We start from the raw sequence: 16,476 nt of genomic DNA on the forward strand, positions 1-16,476 counted from the left end.
TCTGCACAACCCGCACCCTATTCTGCGTCCCTGCCCTGTCCAGATTCTTTCTGCCTGCTCGGCCGTCTCGAAGGGTACGAGCGCCAGCTTTGAGAAGGCATTGCCGCACCGATCAAAAAAACAGCGGCATGATCAGACTCCGCTAATGCAAGTCTGTTCATGCCGCTGTCTTCATTGTCTACCGCTTCCTAGTAACGCTTCCGGCTTAACGCTTCAATGCTTCTTCCACTTGAACATCGGCGGTAGCAGCCGTGAACCAACTCGGATACAAGGAGGCCGGCCGTGTCAAGGTATTCAGCCGCTCGACATCCCCGGCGCTCAGCCGCAGCTCTGCCGCACGAAGGTTGTCCTCCAATTGGGTCAATTTGCTCGAGCCGACCAGCACACCGCTGACGTGGGGCTGGGCCAGAAGCCAGGCCAGCGAGACTTGGGCCGGGGTCGCTCCATAGCCTTCGGCCAGCTCGCGGACGGTGTCCAGCACCTGGAAGCCCCATTCCTTGTCATGCGGCAGAAAATCAAAGCCGCTCAGTCGGTTCTGCTCCTCCTTCAGGTTCTCCCTCGTATACTTGCCGCTGAGGAAGCCGCCGGCAAGCGGACTCCAGACGGTTAGCCCGATGCTGTTGGAGAGGGCAAAGGGAACCGTCTCATGCTCGATGTCCCGGCCGATCAGAGAGTAGTATACCTGACCGTTGATGAAGGAAGCCCACCCGCGCTCCCGCTGGATCGATACGGCCTGCGCCGCCAGCCAGGCCGGCCAGTTGGAGTAGCCGATATAGCGGACCTTACCCTGCCGCACAAGATCGTTCAGCGCTTCCAGCGTTTCCTCCAGGGGGGTGTGCGGGTCTGTCTTATGTACGATGTAGAGGTCGATATAATCTGTCCCAAGCCGGCGCAGACTGGCTTCACAGGCTTCGAACAGATGCTTGCGGGATAAGCCGGCCTGCACTAGTCCCTGTCCTACGCGGAAGCCGCCCTTCGTGGCGATGACCGTCTCCCGGCGTCTGCTGCCGAGCAGCCGTCCGAGCATCTCTTCACTCTGCCCGTCGGCATAGCCGTCGGCCGTGTCGAAGAAATTGATCCCGGCGTCAAGCGCTCGGTCCACAAGCTCCTGTGCGCCGCTCTGGTCCACCTTATAGACACTGGGCATATTCCCGGAGCCGAAGGTCATCGCCCCAAAGGCCAATCTCGAAACCAGCAGGCCGGAGCGGCCCAATACGGTATACTGCATTCCCATCCGCAACTCCTCCTCCTCATCTATCCCTTATTTGGAACATACATCCAGTATACCATGGACAAGAGGATCCAGAATGAGGCTTTGGTCAGGGAGAGGGAAGGCAGAGAGCGATACCGAGACGGCCGGCAGCGGCCAGCCCATACGACCTCCCATGCTGGAGACACCGGCTCACCGGGAACAGCACGGCAATCAGAAGCAGCCGGCCTGCTGCCATTTCCCCCATCTAAGGAAAAACAGCGGGGAAACGGCCTGACCGCCGTCCAGCGGCAGCTCCGGCGGGGTGCCGGCGAAGCCGAAGCCCAAGGCGGGGCCGCCCCGACGATGCTGAGCGCGATCAGCGGCTCGACCGGCCCGCCGGGAAGCGTTATGCCGGCCGTCTATCCGGTTAGACGGCCGTTTGGTCCGGTCGTCCGGGGGCCGGCGAACCGTGACTCCGCTCCATACGGCAGCGTCAGGCGGCGGCACGCTCCCGCCTCGGCCTCCTATGGGACGCACGGCTCTTCGCTAGGGGCGCACCGCGTTTGCCTGCGCTCCGGCGCAGCGGAGTCTGCGGCGTCCTGTTCTTGGAGCGGCCGCGGCTAGGGGGCCGGCGCTGCTTTCCTTTGCGCGCTGCGGCGGTCTTTCTCTTCCTCCTGCCGCCGGCAGGTTTCCGCTCCGCAGCCGACTGCGCGTCCAATACCAATTTTCCGGAGGGGGAGCCTTGGAAATACCGGTGAAGCTGCCTCCCCGTCTCCCTGCGGTAGCGGATGACAGAGGGTAGATCGAAGGCGCTGCGGCGGTAAAACAGCGGGCAGTGCAGCTGTTCGCTGCGGATGACTGCCGCCGGGCTTCCCGGCTCCGAACCTCCGAGCCAGTGGCACGCTTTCGCATAAGCGAACCCCCAAGCGGCCGGCTCCTCTTCCAGGCGGCCGATCAGCATCTCCAGGGTATCAGGAGGCAGCACATCCTCCGCCCCGATCTCCAGCACGTAGTCGCCCAGCGCATGGGCAAAGCCCAGGTTCCATGCATAGCTGCTGCCCTTTCCCTCGTCAAGCCGAAGCGGAATGATACGCGGGTCCTGATAATGGTGCATCCGGCTCCAGGTTTCATCGCGGGAGCCGCCGTCGACAAGCACGAGATGAAAATCGGTGAACGTCTGTCCGAAGACGCTGTCAACCGCTGCCGGCACAAGAGACTCCTGGTTGTGCGCATACAGCACGATCGTAACCTTCGGTTGATCACCGATCTTCCGGCGGTGGTACACACTCGCCTTCATGGCCGTCGTCTGCAGCTCTTCCACCGGGGTACGGGTGGACAGCGCATGCTCTCCTCCGACCCGGTATTCCATCAGCGGCTCGGGGATGAACTGGCTGTCCCCCTGCTGAAGCAGCCGAATCCAGAACTCATAATCCTCCACCCGCGGAAAGTCGGGCATATAACGGCCCGCCGCTTCGTAGGCACTGCGCTTGAACAGAAAAGACGGTCCGATATAACAGGATTGGTAGATATGTTCTTTGGGCCGGTCCATGTGCTTCCTCATGGCTTCGAGGGAGTCCGGTGCATCCGAAGTCCGCCGGCCCTCCGAATCAATATAATGGAACATCGAGTAAGCAAGCACCGTCTCCTCCGGCGCCTGCCGCAGCGATTCGTACAAGGTGCCGAGGAACGAGGCTTCGTGCCGGTTGTCGCTGGAGACCCAGGTAAGATACTCGCAATCCGGCAATTCTGCGAACCCTTCGTTCAGGGTATGCACGAGCCCGAGATTCTCAAAGCGGCAGAGGATCTGACAGGGCACCGTCATGCGCCTGGAGGCATCATAGACGGCATCCGTCGTGCTGTCGTTGGCTCCGTCGATCACAATCACCAGCTTGAAATCCCGGAACTCCTGAGCCTCCAGCGATTCGATGCATTCCTCGATGTAATCTTTGGACTGATCATATACGGCCAATACGACGCCGACCGGCGTGGGCACATCCCGTGTCTCGTCTTTATTCATAGCAGCCTAACTCCTCCAGCATCCGTACGAATTGACGCCGATATTCGGCAAGCGAGAACTTGGATAATACATGCGCGTGCGCCTGGTTAGCGATGACACCCCGCAAGTAGCTGTTGTTCAAATACTCCACCGCTTCCTCAACCGCATTATCCATGTTGCCGTGCTCGTAGAATTTACCTGTGATATTGTGAGAGATGAAGCTGCGGACGCCGTCCGAATCGGTCGCGAGCACCGGGCACTTGCAGCACATCGCCTCCAGCACGCTGTACCCGAACCCTTCGAGCCGGGAGGTCGAGCAGAGGAAGCCGCCCGAATCGCCGATCATGGAGTAAAAATACGGCATCCGGTCATGGGGAACATTCGACCGGAGCACGAGGTTCCTCTCGAGCCCATAAGCTCGAACCAGCTCCTTGAATTTGCGCCTCTCCTCCGGAAGGGAGAGCGTATGATCCTCGAACATCCAGAGCTTCAGCTCGGGCACCACGGATGTAAGACGGTACCCGAGAAGCAGGAAGTCCGCGTAATTTTTGTTGGGCTCCAGCCTTCCTACCCAGCCGATCACCGGCTGCGGCTGCTTCGGCTGCGGCTTGTAAGTGAAACCGGCCGTGTCGATGCAATTGTGAAAATAAAAACGGGGAAACCCCGGGTAATATTCCGCAGCAAGCTCCATGAGATAGGGGGTTTTGGGGTACAGGATGCCGTCACAATAGGCAGGCACAGCCTCCTGAGCCGTCAAGAGGTATTTCCGGGTTTCCTCTATCGAGCCGAAGCCCTGGATATCCCAGATGAGCTTCCCCCGGAACCCGAGTCTGCGAAAGCGCTCCAGGTACTGAAACGCGCTGATGAGCAGGACGGCCGCATAGTTTCCGGTGATCAGAATACTGCGGATCTCTTCATCATCATTGGTGATAAAAGTAGGGATTCCCTTCACATTCTGCATGCCGGCCCCCCGCTGGAAGTAAAGGAAATGGCAGTCGATGCCCGCCTCCTTTAAGGCATACGCGCGCTGGCGGTTCAAGGTCTCCACCCCCCCGCTCGGCACGAAGAATACAATGAGCACGTTCACTCTTCTCACCCCTTTACGATGTTCTCCACCGCCGCCTCGAACGCGGCCACGCTCCGCTCCCAGGTCCAGCGGCCGGCTTCCCTCTCTCCCGCTTCCGTCAGCCTAAGCCTGAGTTCAGGGTCCCGGAGCAGCCTCAGGACATTCTCGGCCAGACGGTTCTCATGACGGTACGAGACAAGACAATTCTCTTCATGCCTGCAGTAGTCCATGTTCCCGCCCGCATACGTCGTCACCAGCGCCGCACCGCACTTCATCGCTTCAAGCCCGGGCAAGGAGCCGGAATCGTATACGGAGGAGGACACATAGATATCCGCAAAGTTATAGCTGTAACACAGCTCCCTGTCGTTCGAGGGGAGAAAAAAACGAAACCGCCCCGAACGCTTCCACTCCTGTAGCTGGGGCGAGCTCTCCAGCTCTGCAGGGGGACAAATCAGGTTCAGCTCGACATTCGGACAGTGGCTGCGAACCCTCTCCAGCTGTTCGATGAGATAAGCCTGATCGCGGTGCCAGGACCAATTCTCCTCCGCGCTCCGCACGATCGTGCTGATCTGCAGCGGATGGTGCGGCGGGCGCATCCGAAGGTTCACAAGCTCCCGGCTGACGCCGATCGGCACGATATGCCCCCGGATGCCGTGGTTCAGCTCAATGAGCTGCTGCTGCCAGCTCGAGACGACCAGCAGATGGGGCGTCACCTGGTAGGACGGGAATGTGATATGGTTGCCGGGCAGGAAGGCGGGTTCATAGCATAGGCTGAAGCGCACATGAATCCCTTTCCCTTTCTCGCTGGCCACCTGAGCGTCAGGAACCGTCAAATAATAATTGGAGACGATGACATCGCTCTTAGGATAGTCACTTTCACGGATATAGTAAGGGTCGGTCAACTTCAGGGTGGAGAATACCTCATATTCCACCTTCCCCGTTCTTGGCATGAGTATGGTCACATCATGTCCCCTGGCAGTCAAGCCGTTGGTCAGCTCCACCAGCTGTCTCTGTGCCCCGCCAAGGCAAAGCGTAAGGATCGGAAAAGTGAATTTCACCGGAATACCCCCTTCCTTACCAGCCTGAAGCACACATGTACATTTCCCCGGCACTTCAAGCGGTCCTTCTTCCGGCCGTCCGTCACAGACTCAGTCTGCTCAGCTCCCAGAGGCCAAGGGACTTATCCGTGTACTGGTAGTCGGCTTCGGTGCATCTCTCGTTGATCAGAATCTCGGGCGAGGGCAGGTGAAACGGCGCCCCCTCCAGGTTCAGCGCACGCCAATGGTACCCCGATTCAAAATCGGTGTTGACCCGCGGCCCGGTGAAAGTCGTGGTGAGCAGATACTTGGCTCCGCTGCGCTTGAAATTCCGGATGGCTCTCCGGATATCTTCAAAGGACAGGTGCACGAGACAGTCCCGGCAGAGAATCAGGTCTGCGCGCGGCAGAGGGTCTTTGGTCATATCCAGATGCATAAACGTCCGCTGCGGGTGGGTATGCAGCTGGTTGTTCCGCTGGATGAGCTCCGGAACAATATCGATTCCGTAATAATGGTCCAGCCGGGACAGATTGGTGTGCCGCATCCAATGGAAATCACCGCAGGGGGCATCGAGAATGGTTTTTACGTCGTACATCTGAAACAGCGGAGGAAGGAGCCTTCGGATCGTCTCCGTCTGGACCAGATTGGATCCGGTGCCGGATAAGGACTCCTCATCCCCCCACAGATTCTCCTGATAAGCCTTCGAGAATGACTCTTCCATACTGCACCTCACTTCCTTCACTTCGGCCCTTCGGCCATCACGGATCAGGCGTTCGATCGCAGCCCGGTGCCGGTCGATGAGCGCTTCGCCCTCCCGCATCTGCTCACCGCCATGCTGCAGTGTGCCCATGCCTTCATGCACCCGGTACAAGGTCAGCGGTTCGTTCAAAAAATGAAAATCATAATGCGGCACGGTGCGCAGCCACAGATCAAAATCCTGCGCATAGCGGTACCGCTCATCGAAGCGCCCGACTTCGGCGAACACCTTCATCTCCATCATGACCGTACAGCCGTTGATCGTGCACCCCTGCAGAAAGTGCCGGTAGAATGCCGCGCTGGTATCAAAATGGACTCCAGCCCGCTCGGCGATCATCTGTCCGGCCGGGTCGATGGTGTGATAGTTCGTATAGCACACCGATGCCCGCTGCCGGCGCATGAAGGCGAGCTGCTTTTCGATTTTGTCCGGCAGGAACAAATCGTCGGAGCTCAGCCAGGCAAAGTAATCCCCCCTGGCCATGCGGATCCCCGCATTCAATGCGCTTGCCGTTCCCCCGTTGCTTTTCTTCATATATTTAATGCGGCCGAAATACGGCTTGATCTTCTCTTCATGCTTCGTAGATCCGTCATTGATTACGATGACTTCGATACTGCGGTAGGTTTGGTTCAAGGCGCTTTCTATAGCTTGATCGACATAGGGACAGTTGTACGTCGGGATCACAATGGATACCATAGGCTGCATGGTTAGTTCACCTACTTTTGATAGCGTCGGTAGATCGGCCGGTCTTTCATCCAGTCCCTCAGCTCGCTCAGCATGACGGCATAATCGGATGGAAGATAAGCGGCATCCGTCCGTGTGTTCACCAGGCTTTTATCGGACCGGTAGGCGTCGTATGGCTCGACCTTCACTCCGTCTCTGCGGAATGTCCTCTGCATCAGGAGCAGCAGATCGTGCTTCGAAATCTTCTGCGGAACGGCCAGATGCATCAGTCCCGCCACCGGCCGCTCAGCCGCCCAGCGGACAGCTCGGGCGAGCTCCAGTGTCGTCACCCCATTCCAATACACGTGCCGGTAGCCGGGAATGTCCCCGCTCTGGTTCATAAACCAATGAAACAATCCGATCCCCTCGGGCTTAAGCTCCGGACCGATAATCGACGTGCGGATGGTCAGGTGCCGGGGATGGCCGGCGATTTCCCCAAGGCTCTTCGTCTTGGCGTATACCGTTACCCCGTCTGCAGGATCCGATTCACGGTAGCCGCCCCGGCTGCCCGAGAAGACGCAGTCCGTGCTGATATGAATCAGCCGAAAGTTCAGACGGTCTCCGTACTCCGCTAATCGATGAGGGAGCAGGCCGTTCACCCGGATGGACTCCTCCAGCCTTCTCTCCGCGTCACGGTTGAGCAGACCGGCCGCATTCACGACGAGCTCCGGGCGCAAGGACTGCAGTACCTCCCAAGTTCTCTGTTCGTCCGTAACATCAAGTAGAATCTCGCCGGGGCCCTGTTCGGGCTCTCGCTGCGTGCTCCACACCTCATCGGTACCGAGGGACTGCAGATATGCCTTGATCATATGTCCCGCCATCCCGCGTCCGCCGAGAATCAGCACCTTCACGGGAGGAACCCTCCGCGGACGAGCAGTGATTCGATTCCGGCCGGCGTCAGCAGACGGTCATTCGATTCGTACTTCTCGAAGGCAGCCCGGGGATAGTCCTCGTAGCGGCGGATAAGCGCCGTACTCGGTACCGAAGGCAGGACAACATAATACTCATCACTGAAGTCGTAGGTCGTCGGGGACTCGTAGCGGGTGACCAGCACCTCGTGCAGCTTCTCCCCTGGACGGATCCCGATCTCCTCGATCCCGACCGGCGCGTCAGCCAGTTTGTCGATCAGCACCTGCGCCAGATCCTCGATGCGGCAGGCGGGCATTTTCAAGACAAAAATCTCGCCTCCGGCGGCTAGCTGCGACGCCTTCACGAGCAGTCCCACGGTATCGGTGACAGTCGAGAAGAAGCGTGTCATCTCTCTCGACGTCAGGGTAACGTTCCTCCCCTCAGCGATCTGCTTCATGAAGAATGGCACCACGCTGCCGTTGGTCCCGAGCACATTGCCTCCGCGGATACAGACGAAACGGGTGTCCGTACCGAGTCCATTCGCATGAATAATCAGCCGCTCCCCGACCAGCTTGCTGATGCCGTAGAAATTGATCGGCTCCGCCGCTTTATCGGTCGACACGTCGATCACTTTTTTTACTTTGGCTGCGATCGCCGCCCGGATGATGTTCTCCGTACCGATCACATTGGTCTTCATGGCTTCGTCCGGCTGGGACTCGCAGATCGGCACATGCTTCAGCGCCGCAAGGTGGAACACGTAATCCACACCCCTGCAGGCTTCCTCGACAGCCTGATAATCACGGATATCCCCGATCCGGTATTGGAGCTCGGGCCGTCCGTGAAAACGCCTCTGCATGTTCACCTGATTAAATTCATTGCGCGAGAAGATGCGGATATGCTTCGGACGAAGCTGCAGGAGCTGGGCGGTCAGTTCCGTTCCCCATGACCCCGTACCGCCCGTAATCAGAATCGTCTGGTCTTCAAACATAGTGCAGGCCTCCCAGAATCATGTTGACGACTTTGGTCGATACGTCAGGATCTTGATAGCCGGCCGGATAGGGCCATGCATGCTTGGAACGGATCATGAGCTCCACGCCGTCCGCGATGCTTCGTGCCTCCAGACCCGCAAGAATATTGCTGCCGCAGAGAATGGTCTCGGGCCGTTCGGTGCTCCGGCGGATCGTGACCGAGGGGACGCCGAGCAGACAGCTCTCCTCCTGCACCGTTCCGCTGTCCGTGACCACACAGCCGGCATGCTTCTGCAGCTTGACGAAGTCAAAGAAACCGAACGGCTCATACAGCCGCAGGAGCGGATGCCGGCTGTCGATGCCGAACTGCGTCAGCTTGGAGCGCGTCCGCGGGTGCACGCTGATCACCACCGGCCGCTGCAGACGGTCCGCGATCAGCCGCAGCCCTTCCACAATGCGGCCCAGCCTCCCGTCATGATCCACATTTTCGGCACGGTGGGCCGTGACAAGAATATACTGCTGCGGCTCCAGTCCCAGTCTCGTTACTGCATCACTTTGGTCCACTTTCGGCATATAATGCTGCAGCACTTCATAGATCGGGTTGCCTGTAACCCAGATCCGCTCGGGCGCTGCGCCCTCCCGGAGGAGATTCTCCCGGCTGCCCGGCGTATACGGCAGGTTGTAAGTCGACACCGCATCGATCACCCTGCGGTTCAGCTCTTCGGGTACGCTCCTGTCATAACAGCGGTTCCCCGCTTCCATGTGGTATACCGGCACCCCCATCCGCTCGGCGAGCACCGCGCACAAGGCGCTGTTCGTGTCGCCCAGCACAAGCAGCCGGTCGGGCTTCTCCTGCCGGATCAGCCGCTCGACCTCCCCGAACATCGTCCCGATTTGCCCTCCGAAGCTGTTCGAAGCGGGATCAATCCGATGGTCGGGCAGCCGTATGCCCATCTCTTCAAAAAAGATATCACTCAGGTTCCGGTCGTAATTCTGGCCGGTGTGAACTAGGATATGCTTTTCCGCCAATTGGTCCAGCTTCCGGATGATGAGGCTCAGCCGGATGATCTCGGGACGGGTACCGAGGACGGTCATGATTTTCATTCGAGATCCAACCTCCACAACAGCGGCAGGTGCCTTGGGTTACTCTATACTATGGATGTATGCCGCGGATGACAGGGCCATTGTTCGCCCCACCAAAAATTGGGTGCCCGACCGTCGCCGTGGCGCTATAGCCACCCATTTTTTGGTATTCTATGATATTCATCCAATCTCCCAGGAGCGGGAAGTCATAGAATAGAGCATCAAGAGAGAGAGGGGGTGAAGCGAATGGGAAGACTCATTGATGGTCGCACTTCGCAGAATGCAAGCTACGCAGGCTCGATCTCCGATCCCATTACCGTGCTGAATACGCCGGAACTCTTTGGCCAAATCGGTCTTGTTACCGAGGGGGCTACAGGCACACTTCGTGTGATCCTGAAAGGTACGATATCGGTACTGATCCCCTTGGATGTCGCTGGGATTACCATTACAATTGTCCGGGGAACACTGCCGACGGATCCGCTTGTCTATTCGGCTACGTCCACATTCGGGGTAAGCCTATTGGCTCCTCAAGTCATTACTTTCTCCGCAGATGATTTCAATCCGCCGCTTGCGCCGCAGCTGACTTATACGGCTTTTGTCGCATCGAATGCATTGGGCACGGTACGTGTAGGTCCCGAGAGCTTTGACGGGATCCTGATCTCCGACTAATCATCCGCATAACAAAAAAAAAAAAAGCAGGCTGGCCTTTTCGGCAGCCTGCTTTAAGCTTATATACGCATTTCAATTTGGGTTACTTCCCTTTATCGCGACTTCATCTCGGCTCCGCCGTCAGATGCCCATGATCAGGTGTTGATTTCTGCCGCAGTCAATGTTCCTTCATTGATAGTAATCGTAATCTCGCCGGCACCCGGAATCGTGCCTGTGGCCCGCAGTGTGTATGTATGAGGGCCTGGAGACGGCCCGACATCACAGCAGGTAAGAGCTGTAGTAATCGGACTGTTCGCCGAAACAGGTGTATCGCCAGCCGTACACAGCACCGTCGTGCCGTCCCGAATGATACTGAAGGCGATCGTCGGGCTTGCCGCACTGGGTGTCCAGGTAGCATAGGCCGTCAGCCAAACGATGTTATCGGCTTCATCCACCGTAATAGACACCGAGGCTAAATCGGCGATTGGGGCGGCTGTCGTCAGAATGATGCCGGAGAACTCCGCACAATCAAATTCAATGAAAATGCCTGGAGTTCCAGGCGGCCCCGGCGGTCCGGCCGGTCCTGTAGGTCCCGTTGGTCCTGAAGCTCCTTGGGGACCCGAAGGTCCTGTAGGCCCCTGTGGTCCGGGAGGGCCCGGTGGTCCTGGCAGTCTGCCCATACCCAATCACGCTCCTTCTTCACTTCCTGTCTGCACTAATGCTCGGAGGTTCAACCCGCCTGATCCGTATGGAGAGCAGGTCTAACAGAGTTTATGCGGCCCGAATATCACGTATGCTCTTTCTTTTGGCCGTAACTTGTGCAGTTGTCCATGCCGATTCGCTTCCGCCGCATAAGATATTGGGATCTCACTCCCCTGCACGGAAGGAGGGAATCCATTGAGCTGCCAATCCGGCATTCTCCTGGGCATTATGGTGGAGAGCGACCGCCGTAGAAAGTCCGTTCTCCAGAGGTACGTGAAGCATCTGCCTCCCCGCATGACGCTGGTTGGATTCACTCCCTCGTCCATCGACTGGAATAAAGCCCGCATACGCGGACTTCTGCTGAAGAACGGGAGATGGGTGGAAGGAGAGCTTCCATTCCCGAACGTGGTCTACAACCGCTGTTACCGGCTGGACATCACTACCGTACAGCGGATGAATCATGTACTGGGAACCCGATGGTTCAACCAGGCCAATGGCTTCAACAAGCTGGAAATCCATGAATGCCTGACCCGCTGGCTCTCGCCTCATCTGCCCCCTGCCTGGGGATATGACAAAGACGCTGTACCCGGGCTTTTGAACGAACATAAACTCCTCTATCTCAAGCCTTGTACCGGCAATCTGGGCCGGGGCGTATATCGTGTGGAAAGGAAAGACTCCGGCGAGATCCATATCGCGGACCACCATACGCTTCCCCGGGTTATCGTGAACAGTGAAGCCTCTTTGCAGGACAATATCGAAGATCTGATCGGTTCCACTCCTTATCTCATCCAGCAGGGCGTTCATGTCAGGAAAATTCAGAACAGGCATTTTGACATCCGTATTCTCGCTCAAAAAAACCGGGAGGGCCAGTGGTCTGTAACCGCCGCTGTATCCCGGCTCGCCTACTCAGGCTGCTTCAATACCAGCATCTGCGAGAAGGTGATCCCCTCCACAGCAGCCCTTCGGCACCTGTATTCCCCTACGGAAGTCAAAAGAATGATGAAATCCTTATACGATATGAGTCTGCGGGCAGCGGAGATTGTGGAGACCGATACCGGCAACCACCTGTGTGAGGCCAGCGTGGACTTCGCCCTCGATACCCAGGGGCATCCTTGGGTGATCGAGATGAACGGCAAGCCTGACAAGGGGATGTACAGCGGGGTAAGCCGGCACTGCAAGGCTGTCTACACCAAGCCTCTGCAGTACGCCGGTTATCTTGGACGCCGCTTCTCCGGCAGGTTACCGTCAGTATATGGGTGAATGCTTGGCCGTGTTACCCGCCCGCAAGGGAAAGCTTGACGGGGAAGAAGGAGCCGTGATCCAACCCTCCTTGCAGCTGCTTAGCGACGTAATTCGTTTTGGACAGCTGCCTTTATGCGAAGCATAGCGGAGCGCAACAACGAAGGCTGCAAGCACGAGCCCATCGGATCCGGTCTCCTTTCCCTGCACCGTCCGGCCGGATCCCCACAAGGCGCCGTGAACTGCCATGCCGGCGTCTCCTTGATCTCTCCATTGCTCCATCACCCCAGATACATAATTTGCTTGCCTATGCACATACTACCTGCGTAACCTGTGTGCATCTCAGTGGGGTACGGAGGTCTTGCTATGGAGAAAGACACTTTGGGCCGCGGCGAAGAACAAGAACAGCGACTAACTGCGAGTCTGGCCGAGAATGTGGACGAGCTCAAACGGGCCTTTAACTATCCCGCCAATAAAGCCTTGGTTGTCAGGGAGCTGTTCGCTTCGTCCCTTGGGCGGGAAGCAGCTGTGCTGTTCCTTGAAGGGGCGGCAGAGGCCGAAAGCATCGAAAAACAAATCATAGAGCCGCTGGTTACGCGGTCTCCGGTTGGACTGAGGCACCCCAATGCGGCTGTTGCCGCACTCGAGGAGATCTTAACGAGCTCTTCGGTAAAAGCGACATCCCTGATACAGGATCTGATCCATGATCTGGTCAACGGCGGCACGATTCTGCTGATCCAGGGCGAAGATCAGGGACTCTCGGTGGATAAGCCCGGCTTCCAATCCCGGTCGATCGGTGAACCGCAGGTCGAGCACGTGCTCAAGGGCCCTAAGGAAGCCTTCATCGAATCGGCGGCCGCCAACCGCTCCCTGATCCGCAAGCAGATCAGAGATCGTGAGCTCATGTCGGAAGTGCTTACCGTTGGCAGGCGTTCCATTAATGAAATCTCGGTGATGTATCTTAAGAATCTGGCGGACCCGGAGCTCGTGGCCGAGATCAAACAACGGATCGGGCAGATTGAGGCGGATTCGGTCTCCAATCTATCGATCCTCGAGCAACATATCGAAGAACGGTCTTACTCGCTGATTCCGACGGTCCTGCTGACGGAACGGCCGGACCGGGCTTCCTCCTTCCTGATGGAAGGGCATGTCGTACTCCTCATGGAGAATTCGCCGGAAGCGCTGATTCTCCCGGTCACCTTCTGGTCGCTCTTTCATACGCCCGAGGATCAGTACCTCCGGTGGGCGTACGGGAACTTCATCCGGATTGTCCGGATCATAGCCGTCTTCGTCGCCCTGCTCACCCCGTCGCTGTACATTGCCGTCAGCACGTTTCATGAAGAGATGCTGCCAACGGATCTGCTGCTGGCGATCGGCGCCACCAGGGAGCGGGTCCCCTTCCCCGCCTTGATCGAGGTGCTGCTCATGGAAGCCGCCTTCGAGCTCGTCCGGGAAGCGGCGGTCCGCATTCCATCGGTCATCGGTCCAACCATCGGCATCGTCGGGGCGCTCATCCTGGGACAAGCCGCCGTCGAAGCCAATATTGTCAGTCCGATTCTTGTCATAATTGTCGCCCTGACCGGCATCTCGTCCTTTACCATTCCGGAGATTTCCTTTAACTTTGCGGTCCGCATTTTACGGTTTGCCATCCTTCTGATCGCCTCCTTCATGGGCTTTTTCGGAATTGCATTGACCTTGACCTGCGTCATCGCCTATATGGTCTCGTTCAAATCCTATGGGGTTCCCTTTCTTACGCCGCTCTCCCCCCATCAGGGTTCTTCCAAGGATATGATTGTCCGCCCTCCCGTCTGGAAGCAGTGGCTGCGTCCGCTCTATACCCAGCCGAAGGACAAGCAGCGGAAGAAAAAACCGGAAGGACAACAGTAACCGTATGATCAAACGATCCAATGGAAAAATCGGAACACGGGAGTACGGATCCCTCATTCTGATCACCGTCGGTATGAAGCTGGCAGACACCACCCCTACCCTGCTGATGGATCAAGGCCAAAATGCCGGGTGGCTGCTCGCCCTCTTTTCTTTCGTTCTTATGCTCACGGCATTCGTCGTACTGACATCCGTTCTTCGGAGGAACGAAGGAAAAGGCCTGATGGAGCTGATCACAGAGCTTGCCGGCACGTACGCCGGTTTTGGGATCGGACTGCTGCTGGCTGCCGCCATGCTCCTAACAACGGTCTTCAGCTCCCGAAGCTATGCTGATATCGTAAACACGATGGTCTACCAGAAGACGCCCCCCAACGCCTTGTACGCCATGTTCCTGCTGGCCGCTTATTATATCAGCAAGCGCGGCTTCGAAGCGATCGGACGGACGGCCTGGATCATCATTCCTTATATTGAAGTTTTCCTGGCTCTGCTGGTCTTCTTCGTCTGGCAGGATATTGACTGGCTGCACTTGGCACCCGCGGCCGGGCCCGGATGGGATCACCTGATTAGACAAAGCCCCTTCTATACGGCGATCTTCGGGGAGATGGTTCTCATGGCCGCCTTCGTCCCCTTCGTGCGCACGGCCTCTGAATTTCGAAGGGCTTCCTTTCTCTGCTTTATTTTTTCTTCGATCAAAATCGTCGTGATGACCGCCGTGTACATTGCGGTCTTCGATTATCCGGCCGCCAAAAATATGGCTTATCCATTCCAGCAGCTGACAAGAACAGCCACTATCGGACAATTCATTACGCACGTGGAATCGATCTTCCTGGCGTTCTGGCTTATCGCCGCGGTCATCCACATCTCCGTCTATTTGTACATGCTAGCCTTTATCTTTGCCCGCACCTTCCGGATGGACGAATTCGAACCGTTGATCCTGCCCTTGGCAGTATTGGTTCTTCTCCTCGGACTGCTGCCCGAGAACAATCCGCGGGTAAGCCAATACCGGGACCTTGTTCTTCATGGCAGCTCGCTCTTCTACCTCTGTCTGCCGTTCCTGCTGTGGGCCTTGGACCGTCTGAGAAGGAGGTCAAGCAATGAACATGCTTAAGCTGCTGTGGCTGCTTCCCCTGTTTCTGCTGCTGTCCGGCTGCTGGGATAAGAACGAACTGGAGGAGCAGGCGTTCGTCGTCGTGCTCGGTCTCGATAAGGCCCCCAAGAATATGGTTACCGTTACATTCCAGATCGCCAACCCGCAGGTGGGATCCAGTGATAAGGGATCTGCTCCGAACGAACCGCCGAGCGATATCGTCAGCTTCACCGCACCGGATATCTTGTCGGCCAAGGAGCTGGCCAACAGCGTCATTACCCGGAAGATTTCCTTTGCCCACCTGCGGACCGTCGTCGTCAATCAAGACCTTGCCAAGGGAGATCTATACCATCATGTGATGGGCGCTTCCGTACGTGACCCGGAGATGCGCCGCGAGATCAATCTCCTCGTATCGAAGGAGAGAGCCTTCGACTTCGTCAAGAACAACAAACCGAAGCTGGAGACCCGTCCGCATAAGTATTATGCGTTCATGCAGGAGCGGTGGCGCGATACCGGATTTGTTCCCTACTCCACCTTGAACCGGTATTTCCAGCGGCTCTCCAACGATACGCTCTTCCTGGCCATCTACGCTACGACAGAGAAGCAGTCCGGCAAGTATTCCAGGGTGGAGGATGACTACCTCGCCGGACAGGTCCCGCAGAAGGGCGGCGACCCCGTGCAGATTATAGGCTCGGCCGTATTCAAAGCAGGCAAAATGATTGGCACCATTACCGGAGAGGAGTCGCGTTATTCTCTGTTTTTACGACGCAAATCACTGACCCATTCATTCATCTCGACCTATCAGGATCCGCTGAATAACGATTACCAGATCACCGCCCGGTTTATCAAGAATGGAACAACCAAGGTGAAGCTCAATGTGCGGACCGATCCGGTGGAGGTATCGGTGAAGCTCCCCCTGCGGGTACAGATCCTCTCTACACCCAGCTTCGTCAATTACGCTTCGGATGCCGGCAAGCAGGAGCAGCTAAAAGCCTCGCTGCAGGAGCAGCTGCAGGAGCGGATCATGAAATTCGTGACGAAGGCGCAGCAAACGTACAAGGGGGAACCCTTCTTGTGGCATCTCAGCGCCCGGAGTCAATTCTGGACGCTAAAACAGTATGAAGACTTCGATTGGCCTTCTCAGTTCCCAAAAGCGAAGGTTAGCGTTAACGTGGAACTCAAAATCGAAAGCTTCGGCAAGCAGATCGACCCGCCCGTCATGAACCAGCACCAGGGAGTGAAATGAAT

General features: G+C 57.4%; 14 protein-coding genes. 5 read left to right on the forward strand and 9 right to left on the reverse strand.

Features of this window, described 5'->3' with window-relative positions; all coding sequences use genetic code 11:
- Positions 1–205: 205 nt before the first annotated feature.
- From ACP26L_RS20985 to wecB, 8 genes are all read right to left on the reverse strand, one after another.
- Positions 206–1,234: an aldo/keto reductase gene (locus tag ACP26L_RS20985; protein ID WP_426446055.1), complete on the reverse strand. Its 1,029-nt coding sequence runs from the start codon at positions 1,232–1,234 to the stop codon at positions 206–208.
- A 451-nt stretch (positions 1,235–1,685) separates the two neighbouring features.
- A complete protein-coding gene (locus tag ACP26L_RS20990) occupies positions 1,686–3,209 on the reverse strand; it encodes a glycosyltransferase family 2 protein (protein WP_426446057.1) in 1,524 nt (507 codons plus the stop codon).
- Positions 3,202–4,275 (reverse strand): glycosyltransferase family 4 protein, encoded by a 1,074-nt coding sequence (locus ACP26L_RS20995; RefSeq protein WP_426446059.1) that lies wholly within the window; start codon positions 4,273–4,275, stop codon positions 3,202–3,204. Before ACP26L_RS20995 ends, ACP26L_RS20990 begins: the two co-directional genes overlap by 8 nt.
- 5 nt (positions 4,276–4,280) lie before the next feature.
- Complete coding sequence (locus ACP26L_RS21000; protein WP_426446061.1) at positions 4,281–5,312, reverse strand: glycosyltransferase family 4 protein; 1,032 nt, start codon at positions 5,310–5,312, stop codon at positions 4,281–4,283.
- Between the two features lie 82 nt (positions 5,313–5,394).
- Positions 5,395–6,750: a glycosyltransferase gene (locus tag ACP26L_RS21005; protein WP_426446062.1), complete on the reverse strand. Its 1,356-nt coding sequence runs from the start codon at positions 6,748–6,750 to the stop codon at positions 5,395–5,397.
- A gap of 11 nt (positions 6,751–6,761) precedes the next feature.
- Positions 6,762–7,619, reverse strand: coding sequence for a dTDP-4-dehydrorhamnose reductase family protein (locus ACP26L_RS21010; RefSeq protein ID WP_426446064.1), 858 nt, complete (start codon positions 7,617–7,619; stop codon positions 6,762–6,764).
- On the reverse strand, positions 7,616–8,605 hold the full coding sequence (locus ACP26L_RS21015; protein WP_426446066.1) for a polysaccharide biosynthesis protein: 990 nt from the start codon (positions 8,603–8,605) through the stop codon (positions 7,616–7,618). Before ACP26L_RS21015 ends, ACP26L_RS21010 begins: the two co-directional genes overlap by 4 nt.
- Positions 8,598–9,689 carry a non-hydrolyzing UDP-N-acetylglucosamine 2-epimerase gene (gene wecB, locus ACP26L_RS21020; protein ID WP_426446068.1) on the reverse strand — a complete coding sequence of 364 codons (1,092 nt, stop codon included), beginning with the start codon at positions 9,687–9,689 and terminating at the stop codon, positions 8,598–8,600. Before wecB ends, ACP26L_RS21015 begins: the two co-directional genes overlap by 8 nt.
- A 225-nt stretch (positions 9,690–9,914) precedes the next feature.
- Between wecB and ACP26L_RS21025 the strand changes: the two genes are divergently transcribed.
- A complete protein-coding gene (locus ACP26L_RS21025) occupies positions 9,915–10,337 on the forward strand; it encodes a hypothetical protein (RefSeq protein ID WP_426446069.1) in 423 nt (140 codons plus the stop codon).
- Between the two features lie 134 nt (positions 10,338–10,471).
- On the opposite strand, the gene ACP26L_RS21030 is transcribed toward ACP26L_RS21025, so the two are convergent.
- A complete protein-coding gene (locus ACP26L_RS21030; protein ID WP_426446071.1) occupies positions 10,472–10,783 on the reverse strand; it encodes a hypothetical protein in 312 nt (103 codons plus the stop codon).
- A gap of 430 nt (positions 10,784–11,213) precedes the next feature.
- On the opposite strand from ACP26L_RS21030, the gene ACP26L_RS21035 reads away from it, so the two are divergent.
- The 4 genes from ACP26L_RS21035 to ACP26L_RS21050 all read left to right on the forward strand — a co-directional run bounded on the left by ACP26L_RS21035 (position 11,214) and on the right by ACP26L_RS21050 (position 16,474).
- Positions 11,214–12,278 carry a YheC/YheD family protein gene (locus ACP26L_RS21035; protein ID WP_426446072.1) on the forward strand — a complete coding sequence of 355 codons (1,065 nt, stop codon included), beginning with the start codon at positions 11,214–11,216 and terminating at the stop codon, positions 12,276–12,278.
- Positions 12,279–12,623: 345 nt separating this feature from the next.
- Positions 12,624–14,144: a spore germination protein gene (locus tag ACP26L_RS21040; RefSeq protein WP_426446074.1), complete on the forward strand. Its 1,521-nt coding sequence runs from the start codon at positions 12,624–12,626 to the stop codon at positions 14,142–14,144.
- Positions 14,145–14,148: 4 nt separating this feature from the next.
- Positions 14,149–15,249 carry a GerAB/ArcD/ProY family transporter gene (locus ACP26L_RS21045; protein WP_426446075.1) on the forward strand — a complete coding sequence of 367 codons (1,101 nt, stop codon included), beginning with the start codon at positions 14,149–14,151 and terminating at the stop codon, positions 15,247–15,249.
- Entirely contained in the window at positions 15,236–16,474 is a 1,239-nt protein-coding gene (locus tag ACP26L_RS21050) for a Ger(x)C family spore germination protein (RefSeq protein WP_426446077.1), read from the forward strand. Before ACP26L_RS21045 ends, ACP26L_RS21050 begins: the two co-directional genes overlap by 14 nt.
- The last annotated feature ends 2 nt before the right edge of the window (positions 16,475–16,476 follow it).

Source organism: Paenibacillus sp. S-38, from assembly GCF_049942825.1.
Classification (GTDB): domain Bacteria; phylum Bacillota; class Bacilli; order Paenibacillales; family NBRC-103111; genus Paenibacillus_G.

Coding starts and splice junctions, on each gene's coding strand:
- ACP26L_RS21040 (WP_426446074.1), top strand. CDS start 12,624: ATGGAGAAAGACACTTTGGGCCGCGGCGAAGAACAAGAACAGCGACTA.
- wecB (WP_426446068.1), bottom strand. CDS start 9,689: ATGAAAATCATGACCGTCCTCGGTACCCGTCCCGAGATCATCCGGCTG.
- ACP26L_RS21050 (WP_426446077.1), top strand. CDS start 15,236: ATGAACATGCTTAAGCTGCTGTGGCTGCTTCCCCTGTTTCTGCTGCTG.
- ACP26L_RS21015 (WP_426446066.1), bottom strand. CDS start 8,605: ATGTTTGAAGACCAGACGATTCTGATTACGGGCGGTACGGGGTCATGG.
- ACP26L_RS21025 (WP_426446069.1), top strand. CDS start 9,915: ATGGGAAGACTCATTGATGGTCGCACTTCGCAGAATGCAAGCTACGCA.
- ACP26L_RS20990 (WP_426446057.1), bottom strand. CDS start 3,209: ATGAATAAAGACGAGACACGGGATGTGCCCACGCCGGTCGGCGTCGTA.
- ACP26L_RS20985 (WP_426446055.1), bottom strand. CDS start 1,234: ATGGGAATGCAGTATACCGTATTGGGCCGCTCCGGCCTGCTGGTTTCG.
- ACP26L_RS21005 (WP_426446062.1), bottom strand. CDS start 6,750: ATGCAGCCTATGGTATCCATTGTGATCCCGACGTACAACTGTCCCTAT.
- ACP26L_RS21045 (WP_426446075.1), top strand. CDS start 14,149: ATGATCAAACGATCCAATGGAAAAATCGGAACACGGGAGTACGGATCC.